Source organism: Streptomyces sp. NPDC059080 (assembly GCF_042739975.1).
GTDB classification, from domain to species: Bacteria; Actinomycetota; Actinomycetes; order Streptomycetales; family Streptomycetaceae; genus Streptomyces; species Streptomyces benahoarensis.
Genome location: NZ_JBHYGX010000002.1, coordinates 78786 through 100431 on the forward strand (window position 1 = coordinate 78786; position 21646 = coordinate 100431).

16 protein-coding genes and 1 pseudogene are annotated in these 21646 nt (G+C 72.0%); 2 read left to right on the forward strand and 15 right to left on the reverse strand.

The features are described from left to right. From ACFWWQ_RS01705 to ACFWWQ_RS01740, 8 genes are all read right to left on the reverse strand, one after another. Positions 1-543: a hydrogenase maturation protease gene (locus ACFWWQ_RS01705; RefSeq protein WP_384588387.1), complete on the reverse strand. Its 543-nt coding sequence runs from the start codon at positions 541-543 to the stop codon at positions 1-3. Continuing rightward, on the reverse strand, positions 540-1973 hold the full coding sequence (locus tag ACFWWQ_RS01710) for a hypothetical protein (RefSeq protein WP_384588390.1): 1434 nt from the start codon (positions 1971-1973) through the stop codon (positions 540-542). The genes ACFWWQ_RS01705 and ACFWWQ_RS01710 overlap by 4 nt, the downstream gene beginning before the upstream one ends. Continuing rightward, entirely contained in the window at positions 1970-2641 is a 672-nt protein-coding gene (locus tag ACFWWQ_RS01715; RefSeq protein WP_384588393.1) for a DUF6084 family protein, read from the reverse strand. The genes ACFWWQ_RS01710 and ACFWWQ_RS01715 overlap by 4 nt, the downstream gene beginning before the upstream one ends. After that, positions 2638-3300, reverse strand: coding sequence for a DUF5947 family protein (locus tag ACFWWQ_RS01720; protein ID WP_384588396.1), 663 nt, complete (start codon positions 3298-3300; stop codon positions 2638-2640). Before ACFWWQ_RS01720 ends, ACFWWQ_RS01715 begins: the two co-directional genes overlap by 4 nt. Beyond that, a complete protein-coding gene (locus tag ACFWWQ_RS01725; RefSeq protein WP_384588399.1) occupies positions 3297-3836 on the reverse strand; it encodes a hypothetical protein in 540 nt (179 codons plus the stop codon). Before ACFWWQ_RS01725 ends, ACFWWQ_RS01720 begins: the two co-directional genes overlap by 4 nt. Continuing rightward, positions 3833-5617, reverse strand: a complete 1785-nt coding sequence (locus ACFWWQ_RS01730; protein WP_384588855.1) for a nickel-dependent hydrogenase large subunit — start codon at positions 5615-5617, stop codon at positions 3833-3835. Before ACFWWQ_RS01730 ends, ACFWWQ_RS01725 begins: the two co-directional genes overlap by 4 nt. A 67-nt stretch (positions 5618-5684) precedes the next feature. Then, a complete protein-coding gene (locus ACFWWQ_RS01735; protein WP_384588402.1) occupies positions 5685-6788 on the reverse strand; it encodes a hydrogenase expression protein HypE in 1104 nt (367 codons plus the stop codon). Positions 6789-7057: 269 nt separating this feature from the next. Next, positions 7058-7819 (reverse strand): chitinase, encoded by a 762-nt coding sequence (locus tag ACFWWQ_RS01740; protein WP_384588405.1) that lies wholly within the window; start codon positions 7817-7819, stop codon positions 7058-7060. Positions 7820-8320: 501 nt separating this feature from the next. Here ACFWWQ_RS01740 and ACFWWQ_RS01745 point away from each other — a divergent pair. After that, on the forward strand, positions 8321-11179 hold the full coding sequence (locus ACFWWQ_RS01745; protein ID WP_384588408.1) for a BTAD domain-containing putative transcriptional regulator: 2859 nt from the start codon (positions 8321-8323) through the stop codon (positions 11177-11179). A 23-nt stretch (positions 11180-11202) separates the two neighbouring features. Here the strand turns inward: ACFWWQ_RS01745 and ACFWWQ_RS01750 are convergent. From ACFWWQ_RS01750 to ACFWWQ_RS01780, 7 genes and pseudogenes are all read right to left on the reverse strand, one after another. Continuing rightward, positions 11203-11751 (reverse strand): annotated as a pseudogene (locus ACFWWQ_RS01750) (response regulator transcription factor); the annotation flags it as partial. 46 nt (positions 11752-11797) lie between these two features. Beyond that, positions 11798-12493 (reverse strand): hypothetical protein, encoded by a 696-nt coding sequence (locus ACFWWQ_RS01755; RefSeq protein ID WP_384588411.1) that lies wholly within the window; start codon positions 12491-12493, stop codon positions 11798-11800. Next, positions 12490-13221 carry a hypothetical protein gene (locus ACFWWQ_RS01760; RefSeq protein ID WP_384588414.1) on the reverse strand — a complete coding sequence of 244 codons (732 nt, stop codon included), beginning with the start codon at positions 13219-13221 and terminating at the stop codon, positions 12490-12492. The genes ACFWWQ_RS01755 and ACFWWQ_RS01760 overlap by 4 nt, the downstream gene beginning before the upstream one ends. A gap of 17 nt (positions 13222-13238) precedes the next feature. Beyond that, positions 13239-14654 carry a hypothetical protein gene (locus ACFWWQ_RS01765; RefSeq protein ID WP_384588416.1) on the reverse strand — a complete coding sequence of 472 codons (1416 nt, stop codon included), beginning with the start codon at positions 14652-14654 and terminating at the stop codon, positions 13239-13241. A 29-nt stretch (positions 14655-14683) separates the two neighbouring features. Next, complete coding sequence (locus ACFWWQ_RS01770; protein WP_384588419.1) at positions 14684-14968, reverse strand: hypothetical protein; 285 nt, start codon at positions 14966-14968, stop codon at positions 14684-14686. Further along, positions 14968-19374, reverse strand: a complete 4407-nt coding sequence (locus ACFWWQ_RS01775) for an FtsK/SpoIIIE domain-containing protein (RefSeq protein ID WP_384588422.1) — start codon at positions 19372-19374, stop codon at positions 14968-14970. The genes ACFWWQ_RS01770 and ACFWWQ_RS01775 overlap by 1 nt, the downstream gene beginning before the upstream one ends. Positions 19375-19409: 35 nt before the next feature. Further along, the gene (locus ACFWWQ_RS01780) at positions 19410-19709 is read right to left on the reverse strand and encodes a WXG100 family type VII secretion target (RefSeq protein ID WP_384588425.1); all 300 of its coding nucleotides are present in this window, start codon (positions 19707-19709) and stop codon (positions 19410-19412) included. A gap of 260 nt (positions 19710-19969) precedes the next feature. On the opposite strand from ACFWWQ_RS01780, the gene ACFWWQ_RS01785 reads away from it, so the two are divergent. Further along, on the forward strand, positions 19970-21535 hold the full coding sequence (locus ACFWWQ_RS01785) for a ricin-type beta-trefoil lectin domain protein (RefSeq protein WP_384588428.1): 1566 nt from the start codon (positions 19970-19972) through the stop codon (positions 21533-21535). The last annotated feature ends 111 nt before the right edge of the window (positions 21536-21646 follow it).

Here is a 21646-nt window from a genome sequence, read left to right on the forward strand (position 1 = left end):
TCAGGTGCGGGCGGCGGGCCCGCTCGCGGGTTCGGGTGCTCCGGGAGGGGTGTCCGTGGCCTCGCGCAGCAGCGTGCGGAGCAGCCGTACCGCCTCCTCGACGGCGGCCTCCACGGGGGCGCTGAGGCCGATGCCCTCGTCCAGGCGGGCCGGGACGCATCCGACGACGAGCACCCGGCGCGGCCGTTCGCCGCCGGTGGTCTCGCTCAGGTGGTCCAGCAGCGCCAGGACCGCGTCGGGCGTCATGTGGTGACCGTCCACGGCGACCGGGCCCGCGGGCGGCCGGGCGCCGTCGGGCGCGAGGAGGCGGACGGTGCCGGGCGGGCCGTCGCCGGAGACCGCGTCCACCAGGACGACGGTGTCGTAGCCGTCCAGCATCCGGTAGGCGAGGTGGACGCCGCGGACGCCGATGTCGGCGAGTTCGGTGTGCGGCGGCAGCGGTTCCGCGGCGAGGCGGCGGACGGTCTCCACGCCGAAGCCGTCGTCGCCGAGGAAGATGTTGCCGATCCCGGCCACGAGCACGCGGGGCGGGGCGTGGGTCATGTGTCCTCCACGGCGGCGAGCGGGGCGAGTTCGTCGGGTTGGAAGTAGAGGAAGCGGCCCTGTTCCCGGCGGATGTCGGCGCCGGGGTCGCCGTCCACGGTGACGGCGAGGTGCACCCCGCCGTCGACGTCGTGCAGCACTGCCTCCACCACCGCCGTACGGCCGTGCAGGAACAGGTCCTGGGCGTCGGTGCGCCGCGGTCCGGGGCGGAGTTCGACCCGGCTGCCCGCGCCGACGGAGGTGCCGTAGACGAGGACGCGGTCGCGGACCGGGTCGACGGCGGCGTCGGCGGCCGGGTCCCACCAGGGCGCGCCGCCGGTCCCGCCGTCGAACGGGTCGGGGGGCGCGGCCGCCGCCCGCGGAGGTGCCGGGGGCGGTGCGGCGCCGGTGACCTCGCGCAGCGCCCGGACCGCGCCGTGCAGCCGTTCCCGCACCTCGGGCGGCATCGAGTCGGCGAGGTCGATGACGGCGGCCGCCCGGTCGTCGGTGCCGCGGGCCTCGCGTTTCTCCTCGTCGGTGAGGGCGGCGGTGCGCAGCGCCAGGATCTCGTCGATCTCCGTGGCGTCGTAGAGGGTGCCGGGGCTCTCGGGGGCGATCCGCGGGTGGTCCTCCAGGATGATCGGGGAGGACAGGACGGTGCGGGCGTTGCCGTCGGCGCCCGCCAGGACGGGCCAGGTGTGGGCGTTGCGGCAGGTGGCGGCGGCGCCCGACGCCCACTGAGGCGGGTCGGTCAGGGAGAGAAACGCGCCGGAGGTGACGCCGAGCAGCAGATGCGCGGAGAGCAGCGCATGCGGCAGCGCCGCCTCCCGGTCGGCGTCGGCGTCGCCGCTCCAGTCGCCGGTGTTGCGGACGGTCGCGGTCAGCCGCAGCACCCGGCAGGGGCCGTCGAGTTCGGTGGCCGTCAGATGCAGTTCCCCGGCCACGCGCTCCCGGCGCCGGAGCTGGCGGCCCATCAGGCGGCCGCCGTCGTGGAGCGGTTCGCTCTCCTCGTGGACCGGCAGGGTGAAGGGCAGCCGCACCCCGTCGCCGGTCAGCCGGGAGACCTCGGCGGCGAGGTCCACCTGCTCGGTGACGCCCTCGTCCCAGGGCCGGACGACGCGGTCCGGCAGCTCCAGCGCGTCGACGGTCTCGTACGTGCCGTCGGCCCGGGCCCGCTGGACGGTGCGGCGCTGGGCGTGCAGGAAGCGGACCTGTGCGTGGAGGGTGGGGTTGCCGCGGGGCTCCAGCAGGCATTCGGTGCGCTGGAGGCTGTGTTCGGAAGCAGCCCCGGGCCACTTCGGCGGGACGAGGACGCCGAACTGCCAGCGCATCCGGTTCTTCGCCGCCGACGCCCGGTACGGGTAGAGCACATAGCCTTCGAGCAGGACGGCGTCGGCGATCTGGCGGGCGTGGGCGAACAGGTCCTCCGTCGCGGGCGCGGCGGACGTCATGACAGGGCCTCCCGGGGGCGTGCGGGTGTGGGGTGCGGGTCCTGGCCCGCCGCGGCGAGGAGCGTCAGCACCGTCTCCTCCCAGGAGGGCAGGGCGCGGCGGGAGCGGTAGGCGCCGAGGGCGTCCATGGCGGTGCGGGAGAGGCGGAGCCAGCCGCAGCCGGGGAAGTGCTGCTCGATCATTTCCCGCCAGACGGCCACCGGCATCCGGTACGCCGTCTCCCGGTCCCAGGGCACGGGCTGCACCCGGAAGCCGCCCGCGCCGCGGAAGGCCGTACCGGAGAAGAGGAGCAGCAGCGGGACCTCGCCGGTGTCGAGGGCGGCGAAGTACTTCGCGGAGGCGATGTCGGTGTCGTAGGTGCAGGGCACCGGCAGGTCCACCTCGCTCTCGCCGGTGAAGCCGGGGACGACCACGGAGGCATGGGCGAACTGGAGCGGGTTGAGGGTGCTGCCCCAGCGGTCCCGCTCGCCGAACAGGTCGCCGAGGTGCGCGGCTTCGGTGTCGGTGTAGCGCCGCCGGGCCGGTTCGATGCGGAACTGGCAGCGGAGCGCGAGGGCGTGCACCCGCTCGGGCCCGGACGCGGTGATGCGCAGCCGGAAGACGAGGGTGGGACCCGCGGCGTACGGGTCGGCGCGGACGCCGGTGCAGGAGAAGGCGAGGTCGCTCACGGGTGTGCCGCCTCCCCCGGGACGCCGGTGGCCCGCCGCTCCAACGCGGCGAAGAAGGCGTCGAGGGCGGCGCGGGCCTCGGCTCCGCCGTCGAAGCCCTTCCAGTGCAGCCGCATCCGGCCGACCAGTTCGTAGGCGACGTCGACCGGGACGAGATAGCAGACGGCGCGGTCGTCGGTGCGCCGGACCAGCAGCGCCTCGACGTCCGGTTCCAGCAGTGCGGCGAGGCGGGAGCCGGCGAAGGCGGTGTCCCAGGCGGCGGGGTCGATCTCGGTCTCGGTGGCGCCCGCGGGGCTGGGGCAGAGGGCGACGGGGCGGCCGAGCGTGGAGTGGTGGAAGAAGAAGGCGAGGGCGACGGGGATGTGCAGGGCACCCCAGGCGGCGGCGGACGGCGCGGATCCGGGATCGGCCAGGACGCGGTCGGGCACCGTGCGGAACCGTCCGCCGCCCGCGTCCGGGCGCGCGAAGAGCAGGGCGCAGGGCGGGCAGGCGCAGGCGAGGGAGCGCTGCGCGGTGTCGACGAGGTGGCGGTGGCCGGTGTCCACGGCGGTGCCGCACAGTTCGCAGCGTTCCGGCGCGGGGGGCCGGGGCCGGGTGAAGCGGTGCAGTCCGCGCGACGGCGGGCCCGGGCGGTGCCGGGCGGTGTCCGGCGCGGTCACGGCGCCGGTGTCCGGCCGGGGCGGGCGGCGCCCGCGGGGACGGGCTCCGGTGGACCGCTGCCGATCTGCAGCAACGGCGCCGCGGCGGCGGCCCGTTCCAGCGCGACGCCGGTCACCTCCGGTGCGTGGCAGGCCAGGGCGGCCTCGATGCGCTGCCGGGTGGCGTCGGCGGTGCCGGAGCAGCCGCCGCCCTCCTGGCTCAGCCGCAGGGCGCCGGTGCTCCCGTCGAACTCCTCGACGACGGCGTCCTCGGCCCCGGCGGCGCGCAGCGCCCGTGCGATGCGGGCGGGGGCGTCCTCGGGGTGCAGTCCGTGCAGGACCAGCAGCCCGGCGACGCATTCGTCGTCCAGCAGCTGCGGCGGGGGCGTGCCGTCCGCCGCGCCGGTCAGCGCGAGGAGGCGGGCGAGTCCGGTGCCGTAGAAGTCCATCAGGACGCGGACCAGTTCCTCCGCCGCGACGCCGACGCCGGGGTCGTCGTGGGCGGCGAGGCGGTCGAGTACCGCCTCGACCCGGCGGGCGGTCTCCTCGGCGCTCATCCGGCCAGTCCGCTCAGCCCGGTGGGCAGATGCGTCTCCTGTACGGTGCGGCCGCCGCCGACGTACATGTGGACGCCGCACGGCAGGCAGGGGTCGAAGCTGCGGACGGTGCGCATGATGTCGATGCCCTTGAAGTTCTCCGGCGTGTTCTCCTCGAAGATCGGGGTGTTCTGGACCGCGTCCTCGTAGGGGCCGGGGGTGCCGTAGCTGTCGCGGACGCTGGCGTTCCAGGGGGTCGGCGGGTACGGGTGGTAGTTGGCGATCTTGCCGTCCCTGATCACCATGTGGTGGGAGAGGACGCCGCGGACCGCCTCGGTGAAGCCGCAGCCGATGCTCTCGTCGGGTACCTCGAACTTCTCCCAGGTCTGGGTGCGTCCGGCGCGGACCTCGTCGAGTGCCTTCTCGGCGAAGTGCAGGGCCAGGGCGGCGGTGTACGCCTGGAAGTAGGTCCGGGCGCGGTTGCGTTCCAGCGCGTTGCTCCACCGCGGGATTTTCCACTCGAAGCTGGTCTCCGGCTTGGTGAGGGAGCGCGGCAGGTTGATGACGACGCTGTGGCCGGTGGACTTGACGTAGCCGCAGTCGACGAGCCCGGACAGTGCGGTGGACCAGAGGCGGGCGAGGGGGCCGCCGCCGGTGTCGAGGGCGAGGTGGTCCTTTCCGTCGAACCAGCGCGGGGACATCACCCAGCTGTACTTGTCCTCGAAGTTCCGCTTCTGCGGGGCGGGGATGGTGTGCTGGTTCCAGGGGTGGCGCGGGTCGACGGGGTTGCCGAGCGGGTCGTGGGTGACGAACTGCTCCTGGCCCGCCCAGTCGTCGTAGTAGGAGCTGCCGAGCAGGATGCGGATGCCGAGGTTGATCTCGGTGAGGTCGTTGGTGACGAGCTTGCCGTCCACGATGATGCCGGGGGTGACGAACATCCGCCGGCCCCAGTCGGTCATGTTGCGGTAGGTGAAGTCGCAGTGGTCGGGGTCGTTGAGGGCGCCCCAGCAGCCCAGCAGGACGCGGCGGCGGCCGACCTCCTCGTAGCCGGGCAGCGCTTCGTAGAAGAAGTCGAAGAGGTCGTCGTGGAGCGGGACGACGCGTTTCATGAATTCGACGTAGCGCATCAGGCGGCTGAGGTAGTCGGTGAAGAGCTGGACGGAGGCGACGGTGCCGACGCCGCCCGCGTAGAGCGTGGAGGGGTGGACGTGCCGCCCTTCCATGAGGCAGAACATTTCCCGGGTGTAGCGGCTGACCTGGAGCGCTTCGCGGTAGAACTCGCCTTCCAGCGGGTTGAGGGAGCGCATGATGTCGGCGATGGTGCGGTAGCCGTGTTCGGCGGCGTGCGGCGCCTCGGTGCGTTCGGCGAGGTCGAGGACGCCGGGGTTGGTCTCGCGGACCATTTTCTCGCAGTAGTCCACGCCGACCAGGTTCTCCTGGAAGATGTTGTGGTCGAACATGAACTCCGCGGCTTCACCGAGGTTGATGATCCACTCGCCGAGGTGCGGCGGCTTCACGCCGTACGCCATGTTCTGCGTGTACACCGAGCAGGTGGCGTGGTTGTCCCCGCAGATTCCGCAGATACGGCTGGTGATGAAGTGGGCGTCGCGCGGGTCCTTGCCGCGCATGAAGACGCTGTAGCCGCGGAAGACCGACGAGGTGCTGTAGCACTCCGCCACCCGCTTCTGCTTGAAGTCGATCTTCGTGTGGATGCCGAGGCTGCCCACGATCCGGGTGATCGGATCCCAGGACATCTCCGTCAGGCCGCTGCCGTCCGCGGAGGTCTTCGTCGTCGGTGCCATCGTGTCTGCGGTGCCCTTCACCTTCGTCAAGCGGGGAGGTCGGTCGGGTCGGGTGGCGGCGGGGCCGTCACCACGGGGCGTGGTAGCCGGTGGTGAGTTCGGTGCCGGTGTGGCGCCAGCGCGGCTCCTTGTCCACCGTCTTGCGGGTGATGTCGCGCAGGCGGCGGATGACGCCGCCGTAGAGGCCGCTGGCGGTGCTGGAGACCTTGCTGCCGGGCGGCGGGTCCATGAACGGCATGAACTTGTCGGGGAAGCCGGGCATGGTGCAGGCGATGCAGATGCCGCCGACGTTGGGACAGCCGCCGATCCCGTCCATCCAGCCGCGTTTGGCGACGTTGCACTTGACGACCGGGCCCCAACAGCCCAGTTTGACCAGGCACTTGGGCGAGTCGTAGGTGGTGGCGAAATCGCCCTGTTCGTAGTAGCCGCCGCGGTCGCAGCCCTCGTGGACGGTGGCGCCGAACAGCCAGGTGGGGCGCAGCTTGTCGTCCAGCGGGATCATCGGGGCCGAGCCCGCCGCCTGGTAAAGGAGGTAGGTCAGGGTCTCGGCGAAGTTGTCCGGCTGGATGGGGCAGCCCGGTACGCAGACGATCGGGATGCCGGCGCCGGATTTCCAGTCCCAGCCGAGGTAGTCGGGGACGCCCATCGCGCCGGTGGGGTTGCCCTCCATGGCGTGGATGCCGCCGTAGGCGGCGCAGGTGCCGATGGCGACGACGGCGAGGGCCTTGGGGGCGAGGCGGTCGATCCATTCGCTGGTGGTGATCGGCTGGCCGGTGGCGGGGTCGTCGCCGAAGCCGCACCAGTACCCCTCGGCCTTGATCGCCTCGTTGGGGATGGATCCCTCGATGACCAGCACGAACGGTTCGATCTCGCCGCGCTCCGCCTTGAAGAACCACTCGATGAAGGTGTCCGCGCCCTGGACCGGGCCGCATTCGAAGTCGATCAGCGGCCAGTGCACGGCGATCCTGGGCAGACCGGGCAGCCCCTGGAGGGCGATCTGTTCGATGCTGGGCTGGGTGGCGGCGGTCAGCGACACGGAGTCGCCGTCGCAGCTCAGACCGGCGTTGATCCAGAGGATGTGGATCGGCGCCTCCTCCTCCGTGGCGGCGGAGGACGTGGCGGCGGAGGACGTGGCGGTGGAGCCGTTCGGAGCCGGTGCTGCTGCATCCATGCGGATGCCTCCTCTGGGGTCCGGGGCGGGAAAAGCCACATAAGGCAGATAACGTGCCTGCCACCCGTGATAGCAGCTGACACGCCGCATGGCGCCGCGGGGCGGGGCATTCCAGTGACGCCGCTGCGGCAGTCCGGGGACGGGGCCGGGGGCGACCCTCCCTCGGAGCTCGCACACGCAACCCGCACACGGAGCCCGCACGCCCGGTCGGGACCTCCGGGTCCCGGCCGGGCGTGCGGGCTCACCGCTCCAGCGGCCCCTTCGCCGTCTCAGCAGCTCAGGTTGGAGCCAGGCACGGTCCCCAGAATCTGGACGAAGTTCTGGTAGTTGTCGATCCGGCTCTGCACCTGCCCGGGGTTGCCGCCGTTGCATTCGAGGGTCCCGTTGATGGCGCGGATCGTCTCGCCGAAGCCCGCGCCGTTGACCATCGCGTCGTGCGGCGTCATGGTGCCCGGGCCCTTCTGCGTGTTCCAGTACCAGAGCGCGGTCTTCCAGGCGACGGCGGGATCCTGCTCCACCAGCGACGGATTGTTCAGCAGGTCGATGCCGAGCGCGTCACCGGCGGCCTTGTAGTTGAAGTTCCAGCTCAGCTGGATGGGACCCCGGCCGTAGTACGCGGCCTGACCGGCGGGGCAGCCGTAGGGCTGGGTCGCGTCGCAGTAGTGCGGGTAGTTTCCGGTGTTCTGCTCCACGACGTAGACGAGACCGCCGGTCTCATGGCTGACGTTGGCGAGGAAGGCGGCCGCCTCCTGCCGCTTCACCGTGTCGCTTCCGGTGTTCGCGAACTCCGGGTAGGCGCTGAGCGCATCGGTCAGACCCTGGTACGTGTAGAACGCGTTCCGGTTCGGGAACATCTGCTGGAACTGGGCCTCGCTGACGACGAACCCCTCGGCCCTGGCCTCGGCGTTCGCACAGGCGAGGGCGGTCGGGGTACACCCGGGCGCGGCCCCCGCGGGCGCGGCGGGCGCCAGGACGGCCACACCCAGGGCCAGGGTGGCGGCGCCGATCAGGGCGGCGATACGTGATCTCATCGGGAACTCCTTCGTGCGGCCGCCCGCCGGACAGGAGAGCCGGGCTTCGCGGGCTCCGGGAACCGGGCAGGAAGCAGCCGCTGTGGGGGAATTGCCTTACCGAGCGGGCCTGTTGGGCGGCGCCGCCGCACAGGCCGGTGGAACACCACGGCACGCGAAAAGGACCGCGAAACCGGCTGCGGTCTAGACCAACATCAGGCTAGGGGCGCCGCACCGGGCGCGTCCATACCGCGTCACGGAAAGCGAACTCCCCGATCTCGCCCTGCGTTTGGCTGAGCATCAGAAACAGCCACCGCGCCCCCACCTCGACCGGCGCACACCGATGCCCGCCACACGCTCTCCGCTGCCCGAATGCGCCTGCTCGCCCCCCGTCCCGACTTGAACATCCTGGCGGGAAGCCCGGAGACTGGACGGGCCCGGACCCCTCCCGCACGCGGCGATCCCGGCGTGCCCGCACGGCGGCGTACAGAGCACAGCACAGCACTATCCGTTGGAGGCCCCATGTCGATGCCGCGTGGCGACTTCCTGAGGGTCGAGACCCTCGGGCCGCTTCGCGCGTACGCCGGGGAGCGGGAGCTGACCCTCGGCCCCCCGAAGCAGCGCGCGACGTTCGCCATCCTCGCGCTGCGGACCGGAAACACGGTCTCCCGGGACGAGTTGATCGACGGCCTCTGGGGCGAGTCGCCCCCGGCCACCGCGGTCGGCAGCCTCCACACCTACGTATCCGGTCTCCGCCGGATCCTGACCGGACCCGGCGATCCACCACTTCCGACGACCAGCTCCGGACAGGGCTACGCACTCCGCCTCGACCCCTCGCACCTGGACGTCACCGTGGTGGAACGGCTGGCGGAGCGGGCCCGCAGCAGCCGGGCGCGGCAGGAACCGGCCGCAGCCGTCAGCGCCTACGACCACGCACTGGCGCATTGGCAACCGGGCTCCCCGCTCAGCGGACTCCCCGGCCCGCTCGCCGCCGCGCACCGGACCCGGGTCTCGGAACTGCGGCTGAGTCTGCTGCTGGAGCGCGCCGAGTCCCTGCTGGACCTCGGCCAACCCGAGCGGGTGACCGACCAGTTGCAACGACAGCTCCCGGACCATCCGTACCACGAGCGGTTGAGCGCCCTGCTGATGACGGCGCTCCACCGGAGCGGCCGCACCGCCGACGCCCTCGCCCACTACCACGGCCTGCGCAAACGCCTCGCCGACGATCTGGGGATCGATCCGACGGCGGAGTTGCGGGCGCTGTACGGGTCGCTGCTCACCGACCCTCCGGCCGGACCGGCGCCGGCGGCTGCCGAACCGGTACGACCGGCTCAACTGCCACAGGGCGTGGGCAGGTTCGCGGGCCGCGCCGAGTCCATGCGGCAGGTACTGGAGGCGGCGCGCGCACCGTCGCCCGGGGCGTCGCGCATCGCGATGATCGTCGGGGTCGGCGGCGTCGGAAAAACCGCGCTCGCCGTGCACTGCGGCCATCAGCTCGCCGATGCCTACCCGGACGGCCAGCTGTACGTGAACCTGCGGGGCTTCGACCCCAAGCGCCCGGCCGGCACACCGGCGGACGTGCTCCACCATCTGCTCACCTCCCTCGGCGCCGGGGCGATCCCCGCAGGCGAGGAGGCGCGCATCGCGCTGTGGCGCAGCCTCGTGCGGAACAAGCGGCTGCTCATCGTCCTCGACAACGCCGAGTCCGCCGACCAGCTGGACGGCCTCCTGCCCGGCGGCGGTCCGTCCTTCACCCTCGTCACCAGCCGCAATCGGCTCGGTGGCCTCGCGGTCCGGTACTCCGCCCGCCGGGTGACGCTGTCTCCGTTCGACGCCGGGGAGTCCCTGGAACTGCTCTCCGACGCGATCGGCGGGGCCCGGGTCGGCGAGGAGGCCACGGCGGCCCGCCGCCTCGCGGAACTGTGCGGCCATCTGCCGCTGGCGCTGCGCATCGTCGCCGACCAGGTGTCCGCGGGCCCACGGCCGCAGATCGCCGACATGGTGGCCGACCTGGAGGACGTGTGGCGCCGGCTCGACACGCTGGAGATCCCCGGCGACGAGCTGGCCTCCGTCCGCGGGGTGCTCTCCTGCTCCTACGCCAAGCTCCCCGCCGAGGAGGCACACGCCTTCCGCGTCCTCGGCCTCTTCCCGGGCGGCAGCATCCGGCTGGAGACGGCCGCCGCCCTGCTGGACGCCCCGGCCCCGGCCGCGGCGGACGCGCTGCGGAGCCTGGCCGCCCAGAATCTGCTGGAAGTCTCCGGCAACCGCTATGTGATGCACGATCTCACCCGCATCTACGCGGAGGAGGTGTGCCGGGGCGGGGAGTCCGCCGCTTCGCGGCGCCGGGCGCTGGAGCGGGCGCTGCGCTGGCATCTGCAGAAGCTGTCGCGCAGCCACACCCCCGACGGACCGCCCCTGCCGTTCGGCGTCGCGGCCGAAGCCGCGGGCGGGGAGGCGCCGCGGTTCGCGGACCGGCAGGAGCTGGTGGCGTGGTGCGCCCAGGAGTGGGAGAACCTCGGTCCGCTCGTCCGCACGGCGCATCGGATCGGTTGCCACGACGCGGCCTGGCAGCTGACCTACCTGCTCTTCGACTACTTCGCCACGGCCGGGCAGGCCCAGGACTGGGCCGAAACGCTGCGGATCGGCCTGCGCAGCGCCGAACTGACCGGGAACCGCACGGCCGAGGCCGCCCTCCTCAACCACCTGGGCGTGGCCCACTCCCGGCTGGGGCGGAACGCATCGGCCGTGGAGCAGCTGGAGCACGGGCTGCGGCTCGCCGACGAGCTCGACGACGACCTGCTGCGCACCAGCCTGCTCGGCAACCTGGCCGCCACGCTGCGGGAGACCGAGCACCCGGTGGCGCTCCGGTACGCGGAACGGGCATTGACGCTGGCCTGCCGGACCGGCTCCGCGTATCACCGGTCCGGCTGCCTCGACGTCCTCTGCGGACTGCACGCCGCGCACGGCGAGTTCGAGGAATCAGTGCGCTACGGCGTTCCCGGCCTGGAGGCGGCCCGGCGCTCCCGGGACCCGCTGCTGGAGGCGAACCTGCTGATCAACCTGGGCCTGGCGGAGTACGGGCTCGGGGACACCGAGGCGGCGGGGCGGTATTTCCAGGACGCGCTCACCCTGTGCTCCGCCAACGGCGACCGCTATCACGAGGCGTTGGCCCTCTCCGGTCTGGCCAGGATGCCGTGGCCGACGGGGTCCCAGCGGTCGGCCGAGGGTCTGGCGGACCAGGCACGGGAGAAGGTGGCGGAGCTGGGTATGGCGGAGGCCACCGCCGTCACCGGCCTCGTGGCCGCGCTGGACGCCATCGACGCGGGTCCGGCGGCACCGATCCGCTGCACGGCGCTGGGCGGCGTCACCCCGTTGCGCTGACCGCGCTGCCACAGCACCACCGCTTCGACCCGGCTGTTCGCGCCCAACTGCCGGAAGATGCGGTTGAGGTGGTTCTTCACGGTTTTCTCGCTGAGGCGCAGCCGTTCGGCGATCTCGGCGTTGCGCGCGCCGCGGGAGACCAGGGTCATCACCTCGTGCTGGCGCCGGGAGAGAGAGGACTCCGCGGGGCGGGACCCGTCGTCCGGTGCCTCCGGCGCCGGGGCGGGTTCCTGCCGGTCCCGCGGGTCGATTGCCGGGCCCGTGTCCCCGGTCTGGCCGACGACGTTCAGCCGGTACTCCGCGCACAGCCGTCGCGCCGCCCGCGGGCCGCGGCGGATGATGCCGCCCGCCCGCCGGTCCGGCACGGCCTCCAGCACGAGCCGGGCGGTGGCGGGGACGCCGCTCGCCGGCCGGACATCGACCTCGACGTACGGCATGTGGACGATGTCCACGTCGAGGTTCTTGTCCGCGAACACCTGCTTGATCCGGGCCAGGATGTCCGGGCTGACGATGGCGATGCGTATCCGCTCGGCGGTGTTCTGCTGGAGGGAAGAGGTGGCACTGGCGCTCATGCCGTCAGCATGCCGGAGCCGGCTTCATGTTCTCTTCATACCCGCCTCATGCGGGTGCACCTGCTTCGCCGGCCGGTGGTCCCGCCGCCGCTGCGGGGGCCAACGTGTCGAGTTCCGCGAGGACTTCGTCCTCGGTCGGGGCGTCGATCCGGTCCGACCAGCGCAGCGTCGACACGATCATGTCGAAGAGCAGCATGACGGCCTTGACCGGCTCGGCCTCCAGGTCGCCGTCGGTCAGCACGGTGTAGGTCAGAAGTCCCCACACCCCGGGCGCGTCCGGGTGGGACACGTAGTACGAGACCCGCCAGGACGGCGCCTTGCGTCCGGCGCGGGCGCTGTCCACGACGGCAGCGAGGCGGACCGCCGGTGCCTGGCCGACCTCCAGGTAGCTCCCGGAGTCCCCCGCATCGGCGAGGATGGACGCCAGCAGGGCCTCCGCGTCCTCGTCCTCCTCACCGCTTTCGATGACGGTGACCACCAAGGACCCGGGCAGCCGGACGCCGTTGAAATCGCGCAGCGGCATCAGCACCGAGCGGGCGCCCTGCCGCGCGGCCTCGTCGGTCGCCGCGACGAGTTCCTTGCGGAGCATGCGGCGGAAGGGGCCCGCCTTGTCGCGCGGCAGCGAGTCGGGCAGGTGATGGCGGATCAGCTCGTCGATGACCCGGCCGCGCAGCTTGGTCGTGTCCGTGGTGGTGGGGATCTGCACCCAGCCGTCGGGCAGGACCAGTTCGAAGTCGATCACGACTGCACCTCGCCCTGCGGTACGTGGAAGCCGAGCCGGGCCTGGCCCCCGTCGGGCTTCGGCACGCTCTCCTCGGCGATCTGCTGCATCAACTGCTCCGTTCCCGAGCCGATCACGGCCATCAGTCCCATGTCGAGCACGAGCGTCGACAGCAGGACGTCCACGCCGACGTCCGCGCGGTCGCCGCCCTGGGGGATGTCGAGGCGCAGCGCCGCCCCGACACGCCCGTAGGCCGCGCCGTCGGACGTCCGCCCCAGGGCGAAGACCCGGAACCCGTCACCGCTCAGGGTGGTCACGTACTCCACCGTGGGCGGCCGGGCGTCGCCCTCGACGCCACCGGCGCCCATCAGTTCCAGGAGGTAGTTCGGGTCCTCGGCCTCGGGGCGGTGGAACTCCACGACGACCGGAACCGGCGCCCAGCGCGGCGCGCCCTCCTCCAGGAACGCCGCGCCCCACGCGAGCCGCGACCAGGCGGGCAGCTGGGCCGCGCGCTCGCGCAGCCACGCGGCGACGCTGTGCCCCACCGCGTCCCCGGTGATCGGGAACTCGCCCCCGACCTCCTCGGTCCAGGACTGCCGGGCGGCATCCAGCCCTTCGGACGTCCACTCCTTGAAGAGTTCGGCCATGTGCGCGGCCCAGGGGTCGTCCTCCCCCTCGCCGGGCACGTCGCCCGGCACCCATTCCCAGTGCCAGGGGATGTCGGTCAGCGCCGAGAGTTTCTCGCTCATCGTTTCCTTCCCCCTCCTCAGGTGGCGACCACGCCGGGCGGGTTGACGTCCGGGATCCAGTGCATGTTGCGTCCGCCGGCGTAGATCATTCCGCCGAGGCCGAAGGCGCCGTTCACGCCGCCCCAGACGTACCAGAGTTTGTTGATGTTCCCGAGGCCGGCCGCCTTCACGATGGTCGACAGGTCGCGGGCGCCCTGGATCCCGCCGACGACGCTGCCGAAGTCCTTGCCGAACGTCATCGGATTCTTGAACAGATTGCCCCAGAACTTGCCGGCATCCTTGAACTGGGACCCGGCGGAGCCCCAGAAACCGGTTTCGGGGGTGGGGAATCCGCCCTTCTTGAGCAGCCAGTCGGTGGCCGGGTTGTTGAACCACTCCGACATGTTCCGCCAGTTGCCGGCCGCGTTGTTCGGGTTGAAGAAGTTGTTGCCCGGACCGAACGGCCTGGAGAAGTTCGGAATCCGACCGGGCCCGCCCCCCAACGCACGCCCGCCCGGCCCGAGCGGGACCATCTCGATGTTCTTTCCGCCCCCGGCCAGCGGACGGAAGCTCCACTTGCCGAGGGTGGTGATCTTGGCGGTGCTGGAGATTCCCTTGGTCACCAACGAGGCGATACCGCCGAGCCCGGCGAGACCGACGCCGACGGCCGCCATGACGACGTCGAGGATGCTGCCCTTGCCGTCCGCGTAGAGCACGGCGCTGGCGACGAGTGAGACCACACCCGCCGCGATTCCCGCAAAGATCAGGAGGTTCACCCCTGGGATGAGGATGGCGAGGATGCCGAGGGCCAGGCCGATCCAGCCGAAGATCTCACCGATCTTCGCCAGCACGGCATCGATCTTGTCCTTGGTGGAGTCGGTCAGGCCGTCGTCGTACTTGTTGCAGTTGACCGCGTCGCCGAACCGCTTACCGGCCACGTTGAGCGCGTCGATGGCGTTGTTGAGCCGCGTCTTCGCCGCGTCCAGCTTCCCGTCGGCGTTCTTGCCGGCCTTGTCCTTGGCGGTGCCCTTGTCCTTCTCCTCGTCGGAGATCTCGCCGTCCGAATCCTTCTCCGGATCCGGCATGTTCTTGGCCTTGGTCTGGTCGCCCTTGGCCTCTTCGGCGTCGGTGCGGGCGGCCGCGGTCTCCTTCAGGCCGTGTTCCAGATCCGGTTCGTACTTCTTGATCTCGCTCGCGACGTCGTGGTAGCGGACCCCGGCCTTCTCCAGGCTTTCCTTGATCGACTTCGCGTCGTCCTTGAGACCCTCGACGTACTGGCCCACGAGGGCCTCGCTGCCCGCGGTGACGATCTTGTCCAGCTTGGCGACGGCGTCGTCGATGGTTTCGGAGATGCCCTCGTAGCGCTTCTGCGCGCTGTGCACCTCATCGAGGTCGGCGTGGATGGGGTCCGAGTCCCGGTCCAGCGGTGACCAGTCGAGTTTCCTGATTGACATCGGTTCTCCTCAGCCCTTCCCGGCCCGCCTCAGCCGTCCTTCTTCTTGAACGTGTCCAGCAACTGCTGGTCCCCGTCCGCGAATGCCTCGTCGAGCTTGGACACCTTGTCGCGGAAGCTCTTCATGCTCTTGACCATGTCGTCACGGTGGATGGTCCAGTTGTCGGCGAAGTCACCCATCGAGAGATTGGCGTTGAGCTGGCCCCAGAGCCCCTTGTCGTCGTTCTGGAAGTCGAGCGCCCCCTCGAACTGACTGATGAGCTCGTTGAGGTCGCTGACCAGCTCCTGGAGGTCCTTCACCACGAGGTCTGCCATCACTGCCCCCTACGGTTGTCCGCGGCCGCCGTGGGAGGGACCGCCGTCGGAATCTGCGTGGTCATCAGGGTGCCGCTGCCCAGGTGCAGCAGGCCGGCGCCCGGCACGACCTTCGCGGCCACCTGGGCACGGGAGAGTCTGACGCCCACCAGGTCGCCGTCTCCCAGGTTGGGCGGCGACAGCAGGACACCGCGGCGGTTCTTCTTGATCTCCGACTGCCAGCCGGAGAAGCCCACGCCCACCGTGGCGACGTCGCCGCCGATGATCACGCCGCGATTGCTGCCGGACGCCTTGCGGACGAAGGTCTTCAGCCAGTCACGGCAGATCAGGTCGCGCCACATCTCGGCGTCGTCGACGACGAGCACCACCGGCCCGTCGCCCGGGTCGAGCAGTTCGGCGAACTGCTGCTCCGTGGGCTGCTCGTCGGTGAGGACGCCGCGGACACCGGCCCGTCCGGCGAAGGCGCGCAGCGGGGAGTTCATCGGCGCCCCGATCACCACCTCGGTGCCGCCGCGCAGCAGCGACTCCGTCATCACGCCCAGTGCCGTGCTGCGCCCGGACCGGGACGGCCCCGCGACCAGGAAGGTCGGCTGGTCTCCGCGGAGGTCGGCGCCGACCGGTTCGAGGTCGTCGCCGGCCACGCCCACCAGCGCCCACATCCGCTCCGGCGTCCCGACCATCTCCCATGCCTGCTCGAAGGAGAGCTCGGTCGGCATCACCGCGATGCGGTTCGGCCGGGCCGACTTCGGGACCGCGGCCTCCCGCTCGATCAGCCGGTCGGCCAGCGCGTGTACCGCGGCGACCTGTGCCGGGCCCGCCGGATCGGCCGCGACCAGGGCGACCTGGGTCTCGATCGCGTTGATCGCGCGGTAGCCGCGGCCCGGCGGCAGGTTCTCGGGGATCTTGCGCGGGTTGAGCCCGGCCAGGCTGGCGTCCGTGCGGTCCGAGAGCCGCAGGATGAGCTTGTCCTCGCACAGCGACGCCATCCGGCCGCTCAGCAGCATCCGGTCACCCGCGATGACGAGGTGCACGCCCGCGCTGCCGCCTTCGCGGTGGAGGGTCTGGATCATTTCGGCGAGCGTCCCGCCGTCGTACTCGCCGAGAGTGCCCATGAAGCCCTCCCAGCGGTCCAGCAGCAGCACGATGTGCGGCAGCCGCTCGTCGGCGGGCCGGGCCGCCCGCTGCTCGGCGACATCGGCGAACCCGGACTCGCCGAGCAGCCGCTGGCGCCGCTGCACCTCGTCGTGGAGCCGCTTGAGCAGCCGGACCGCGCGGTCCGTCTCCGTACGCTGCACCACCGCGCCGCAGTGCGGCAGCCTGCTCAGGGAGAGCAGCGCGCCGTTGCCGCAGTCGAGCCCGTACAGATGCAGATCGGTCACGCTGGAGGCGCTGGCCGCGGCGGCGGCGAAGGTGCGCAGCGCCGCCGAGCGGCCCGAGCGCGGGGCGCCGATGATGTGCAGGTGGCTGAAGGTGGCCATGTCCACCGTCGCCGGTTCCTGCCGCTGCTGCGTCGGCAGGTCCTGGAGCGCCCAGGAGAAGACGGGGTCCTTCCCGGAGCCGTAGACCGGTTCCTTCGCCAGCTCGACCACCGGGGACAGCGGCAGCGGCGGGAGCCAGGGGCGGCGCTGCGGGGGGATGTTCAGCAACTCCCCCGCCTGCCGGACCGACTTGACCAGGACCGACAGGTCGGTCGCCTCGTCGGTCTCCCCGGCGACGCGCGGGCGCTGCGGTGCGGGCAGTCCCAGGTCCAGCCAGGAGACCGGCTGGAGGAACGGCACGGCTACCTCGTTCGTCCGGTTCGCCGACGGGCGGCGGCCCCCCACGCGGCCGGTCTGGAAGGGGATCAGCGAGCTGTGCCCGAGGCGGGCGTAGGCCCGTCCGGGGGTCGACGCGGAGATGTTGGCGGCCTCGCTGTCGTCGATGACGTCGCTGCTCTCCCCCGCGTCGGTCACCCGCAGCGCGATCCGCAGGTTGGTGTTGGCGCGGATCTCCGCGGAGACCACGCCGGAGGGCCGCTGGGTGGCCAGGATCAGGTGGATGCCCAGGGAGCGGCCCCGCTGGGCGACGTTCACCAGGCCGGTCACGAAGTCCGGCAGTTCCCGTGCCATGGAGGCGAACTCGTCGATGACGATGAGCAGACGCGGGATCGGCGCCAGTTCGGGCCGACGGCTCGCGTAGTCGAGGTAGTCCTCCAGGTCCTTGGCGCCGGCGGCGGCGAGCAGGCGCTCGCGGTGGGTCAGCTCGGCGCCGAGGGAGGTCAGGGCGCGTTCGACGAGATGGGGGTCGAGGTCCGTCACCAGCCCCACGGTGTGCGGCAGACGGACGCACTCCTTGAAGGCGGCGCCGCCCTTGTAGTCGATCAGCACGAACGTCATGGCGTCCGGGCGGTTGGCCACGGCCAGCGACGCGACCAGCGTCTGGAGGAACTCCGACTTGCCGGAGCCCGTGGTGCCGGCCACCAGGCCGTGCGGGCCGTGGCTGACCAGGTCGAGGGAGAAGGGGCCGTCGAGCGAGTAGCCGACGACGGCCTTGGTGCTGCGCCCCCCGGCGCGCCACCCTCCGGCGACGGCGGCGGCGTCGGGCTCCTCCAGGCCGAGGGTCTCCAGCAGGCGTGCGCTGCCGGGCAGCGCGGCCTCACCCTGGTTCTTGCTGACGTCCCGCAGCGGGGCGAGCCGGCGCCCGGTGGCCTCGTACCAGCTGTCCACGACCTCGTCGGCGAGGATGCCGTCGATCTGGTCGGCGCGCTGCTGCCGCAGGCTCGTCGGGTAACCCGCGCCGCCGACGACGACGGTGGCGCACTCCTCCGGAAGGGTCCGCTCGTCGGTGTCCACGCAGATGCAGTAGACGCCGACGGCCGGGCCCTCACGCAGGATGGTCACCACTCCGGGCAGTGCCCGCAGCCGTCGGGCGCCGTCCATCACGACGACGATGTCCGGGTCGGTCAGCACCGCCCGCGCGCCGGCCTGGAGCCGCACCTGCTTGCGGACGTGGATCAGCTCGATCAGCTCGGCGACCCGGTGGCTGAGGGTCTGCGCGTCCGCGCCGACCAGCGCCAGGGCCTGCTGTCCCAGCAGCGGCCGGGTGTGCGGCAGCCAGGCCGCCCACTCCCACAGCCGTTCGCCCGCAGGGTCGGTCAGGACGTAGAGCTGCATGTCGCGCGGGCTCTGCAGCACCGCCAGCTGCCCGACCAGCCAGCGGGCCATCTGCCGGGGCCATTCCTCGTGTCCGGCGACGCCGACGACGCCCGCGTGGGCGAGGGAGAAGGAGACCGGGACGTCCGGCGCGGCCCGCAGGTCGCGGCGGCGCCGGTTGTTGTCGCCCTCCTCCTCCACCACGACCTCGGTGGGGAGGTCGGCGATGCCCACGCGGACCAGGAGGTGGTCGGGGTCGACGCGGCGGCGTTCCCAGAGCCGGGCGTGCGGGCCGGTCGCGATGACCTGTAGCTCGCCGGGGTCGGGGCTGGCGGCGCGGCGGTCCAGGCGTTCCTGGTCCAGCGCCTCGGCGATCTCCCGTTCGATCTCGGCCCGCTTCTCGTGGAACTCGGCGAGCTTCCGGCGGTGGCCGACCTTGCCCTGGCGCCGTCCGGAGATCCAGTTCCCGATCATCATCACCGGGGACATCCCGGCCATGAGCAGGAACATCGGGTTGTCCGACACCAGCGCGATCACCCCGCCGAAGACCGCCGGCAGGGACGCGGCCAGCCACGGCAGCGCGTTCGGTGTCGGGGCCTTGGGCTCGGCGGGGAGACGGAATTCGGTGCGCTTGGTCGGCGGCAGCAGCCGCGGCGGACGGTTGTAGTCCAGGTACTCGCCGTCCGGAGAGGGGTCGATGATGGCGTCCGGGCGCTGGACCGGCTGGACCTCCAACAGGGTTTCCCCGCAACGGAGTTGCGCATAGGGCTCCCAGAGGACCTCGTGCCCGGGCAGCAGGACACGGTCCAGGAAGGAGTCCCCGGTGGACGCGGAGAGGTGGACCGTCGCGTCGAGGAACACCCGGATGACGGCGGCCTGGGCCGGTTGGTCGCGCCCCAGCCGGACCCGGCCCCGGGACCCGATGACGTGCTCACCGGCGTCCAGGTGCCAGACCTGCCCGGCTCCCGTGCCCGCCACCGCCCGGACGGTGACCAGGCCGGCCTGCCGCCTGGTTCCCTTGCCGGGCCGGTCCAGCCAGAGGACGCTGCCGTCGTGGATGCCGCTCTGCGAGAGGGACTGGTCGAGGTCGAGCAGCTGCCCGCCGAGGTAGACCTCCGGCAGGCCGGCGCCGCCCGGCTGTCCGCCCGCCACCCCACCACCGACGCTGGCCAGCAGTTTCCGGACGACGTCGCGTACGACGGTGTCCGGATCGGCCTCCACGACCAGATCGGCCGACACGTCCGGGTCCCGGGCGATGGTGATCATCATGGGCATGGCCGCCCCCTCTCGCTGCCGACCGGCTTTTCGCGTTACTTCTTGTTCAGGGAGCCGGACAGCTGGGTGTCCATGTCCTGCATCGCGCTGACCGCCTTGTCCAGCCACTGCGACAGCTGGTCCAGGGTCTCCATCGCCGTGTTCGCCGAGGTGACGAACTCGGTGTGCACCTCTTCGAACTTGCCGGACGCCTGGTCGGTGACGAAGCCGCTGGCGGTCAGGTTGTCGACGATGCTCTTGCACTCGCTGAGCTTGGCGTCGATGTCGGACTTGTTGTTGCGCATACGGGTCGCGCTGTCCTGCATCTCGCCGTACGTCACGTTCATGTTCGCCATGAGAGACATCCCTTCTGCTGTTGCCTTGGCCGTCATCCGGCACATCGGCGCTCGCCGGTACTCCCCGGCACGGACGCCTCGATGCTAGGAACGGCCTCGTGCGGGGTCCACACCTTCCGTACGCTGGTGGGACCTTGGTCCCAAGCCCACCCCCTGCCCAGCGTTGACACCCCTGCCCAGGACGGCCAACGTTCCTTTCACGCCCGCGAAGCCGCGCGAATCCGTTCGCCGTCAGGCAGGCCCCAGTCGAGGAGTTGAAGGTGACACAGCCCAGCCGACCCGCCGATCGAGGTCGCCCCGACAACTGGCTTACCCGGTTGTTCGGCAAGCGAAAAAAGGAGCCTCTGGCGGGGGGCCTGCGCGCCGATCACGGCCTGTGGACGGTCGACCGCGTGATGCGGGTGCTGGCCACCGCCTGCGCGCGCGAGAGCCGCGAGGTCCCGTTGGTCCATGCGGTCATCGTGGGCTCCGACAGCGTGCGGTTCCTCCTGAAGACTCCCGACGGGCGGCCCCCGGCGGGCTGGACCGCCGATCACGACGCCCGTGCCTGGTATGCCCAGTTGCGCTGGGTGCAGACCGCGGAGGTCGCGGAGTCGGCGCGGGAGCCGTATCCGCATCTGGTGTCCGTCGGCAGCAACAGCGACGGCTTCGCCCTGCTCAACCTCGCCAATTCCGGCGGGATCATCGCCCTGGAGGGCGACAGCCGGCGCGCCCGGGCGCTCGTCCAGGACTGGACACGTGAGCTGACCACCAACCCGTGGTCGCGGGGTGTTCAGGTGGTCAGGGTCGGTTTCAAGCCCGGTACCGCGGACCCGGTCGGGACGACCGAGGTGCAGAGCCTGGACGACGCCGCGGAGGCACTGTCCCAGCCGACCGGCGGCGTGCTGATCCTCGCGAGCATGCCCGGCGGGCGGGACCGGGAGCGCGTCCACTACCTGGCGGACCATCCGAGGACCCCGTGGTCCGTGGTGGTCCTGGGCCGTGGTGACCGCCCGCGCTGGCGGTTCACCATCGATTCCCGGGGCCTGATCGACACCCGGCTGCTGGCCGAGCCGGTGCTGCATCCGTTGAACCCGGCGCTGGACACCCCGGCCCTCGCGGACGACGTCAAGGACGTCACGGTCACCCCGTCGCCCCGGGCGGCCGCCGTGTCCGCGGCCCGTGCCGTTCCCGCGGAGCCGAGCGGCAAGCCGTCGTCCAGCCGCCGCACCGTCATCCTCGTGTCGGCGGTGGCCGTCGTCTGCGCCGTGGCCGCCACCCTGGTCTTCGTCTTCACCAACGCCTCACCCACGGGCGCCCCGTCGGCGGGCGGCCCCGCCCCCTCCGGCACCGGCCAGCCCGCCTCGCCCGATCCGGGCGGCTCCCCCTCGTCCGATCCCGGCAACCCCGCTCCTCCGGCGCCCTCGGGCGCGCCGGGCAACCCGGGCAACCCGGGTGGGCCGAGTGCCCCGGGTGGACCGAGTGCCCCGGGTGGGCCGCTGCTCAACGCCGCCACGAACACCTGCCTCAGCGGCGCCGCCGGAAGCGACGGCACCCCGCTGGCCCTGGCGCCCTGCGACGGCCTCCCCAACCAGCAGTGGGACTTCGCCCAGGACGGCACCATCCGTACCAAGGGCCTGTGCATGGACGCCGCCGGGGGCGCCACCGAAGTCGGTACGACCGTCCAGATCGCGAACTGCAGCGGGAACCCGGCCCAGCAGTTCTCCCTGGTCGACGGCACCCTTCACGCGGCCCAGGCCGACAAGTGCCTCAAGGGCGGGGACGGCGGCCGCGTCACGCTGCAGCCGTGCAGCAAGGAGAGCGCCGAGAACTTCCGGCGCAAGTAACCGACCGGGGAGCGGATCCCCGAGACATCACCACCTGTCGATGGGGCGCCGCCCCCCCCCCCGGCGCCGGGCCGCGGCGGGCGCCCCCCCCCGCGGCGGGGGGGGGCGGCG

Bases quoted from the DNA above. Each gene is read 5' to 3' on its own strand.
- ACFWWQ_RS01725 (WP_384588399.1), bottom strand. From the start codon at position 3,836: ATGAGCGCCGAGGAGACCGCCCGCCGGGTCGAGGCGGTACTCGACCGC.
- ACFWWQ_RS01710 (WP_384588390.1), bottom strand. From the start codon at position 1,973: ATGACGTCCGCCGCGCCCGCGACGGAGGACCTGTTCGCCCACGCCCGC.
- ACFWWQ_RS01745 (WP_384588408.1), top strand. From the start codon at position 8,321: ATGTCGATGCCGCGTGGCGACTTCCTGAGGGTCGAGACCCTCGGGCCG.
- ACFWWQ_RS01730 (WP_384588855.1), bottom strand. From the start codon at position 5,617: ATGGCACCGACGACGAAGACCTCCGCGGACGGCAGCGGCCTGACGGAG.
- ACFWWQ_RS01780 (WP_384588425.1), bottom strand. From the start codon at position 19,709: ATGGCGAACATGAACGTGACGTACGGCGAGATGCAGGACAGCGCGACC.
- ACFWWQ_RS01765 (WP_384588416.1), bottom strand. From the start codon at position 14,654: ATGTCAATCAGGAAACTCGACTGGTCACCGCTGGACCGGGACTCGGAC.
- ACFWWQ_RS01760 (WP_384588414.1), bottom strand. From the start codon at position 13,221: ATGAGCGAGAAACTCTCGGCGCTGACCGACATCCCCTGGCACTGGGAA.
- ACFWWQ_RS01775 (WP_384588422.1), bottom strand. From the start codon at position 19,374: ATGCCCATGATGATCACCATCGCCCGGGACCCGGACGTGTCGGCCGAT.
- ACFWWQ_RS01770 (WP_384588419.1), bottom strand. From the start codon at position 14,968: ATGGCAGACCTCGTGGTGAAGGACCTCCAGGAGCTGGTCAGCGACCTC.
- ACFWWQ_RS01740 (WP_384588405.1), bottom strand. From the start codon at position 7,819: ATGAGATCACGTATCGCCGCCCTGATCGGCGCCGCCACCCTGGCCCTG.
- ACFWWQ_RS01705 (WP_384588387.1), bottom strand. From the start codon at position 543: ATGACCCACGCCCCGCCCCGCGTGCTCGTGGCCGGGATCGGCAACATC.
- ACFWWQ_RS01735 (WP_384588402.1), bottom strand. From the start codon at position 6,788: ATGGATGCAGCAGCACCGGCTCCGAACGGCTCCACCGCCACGTCCTCC.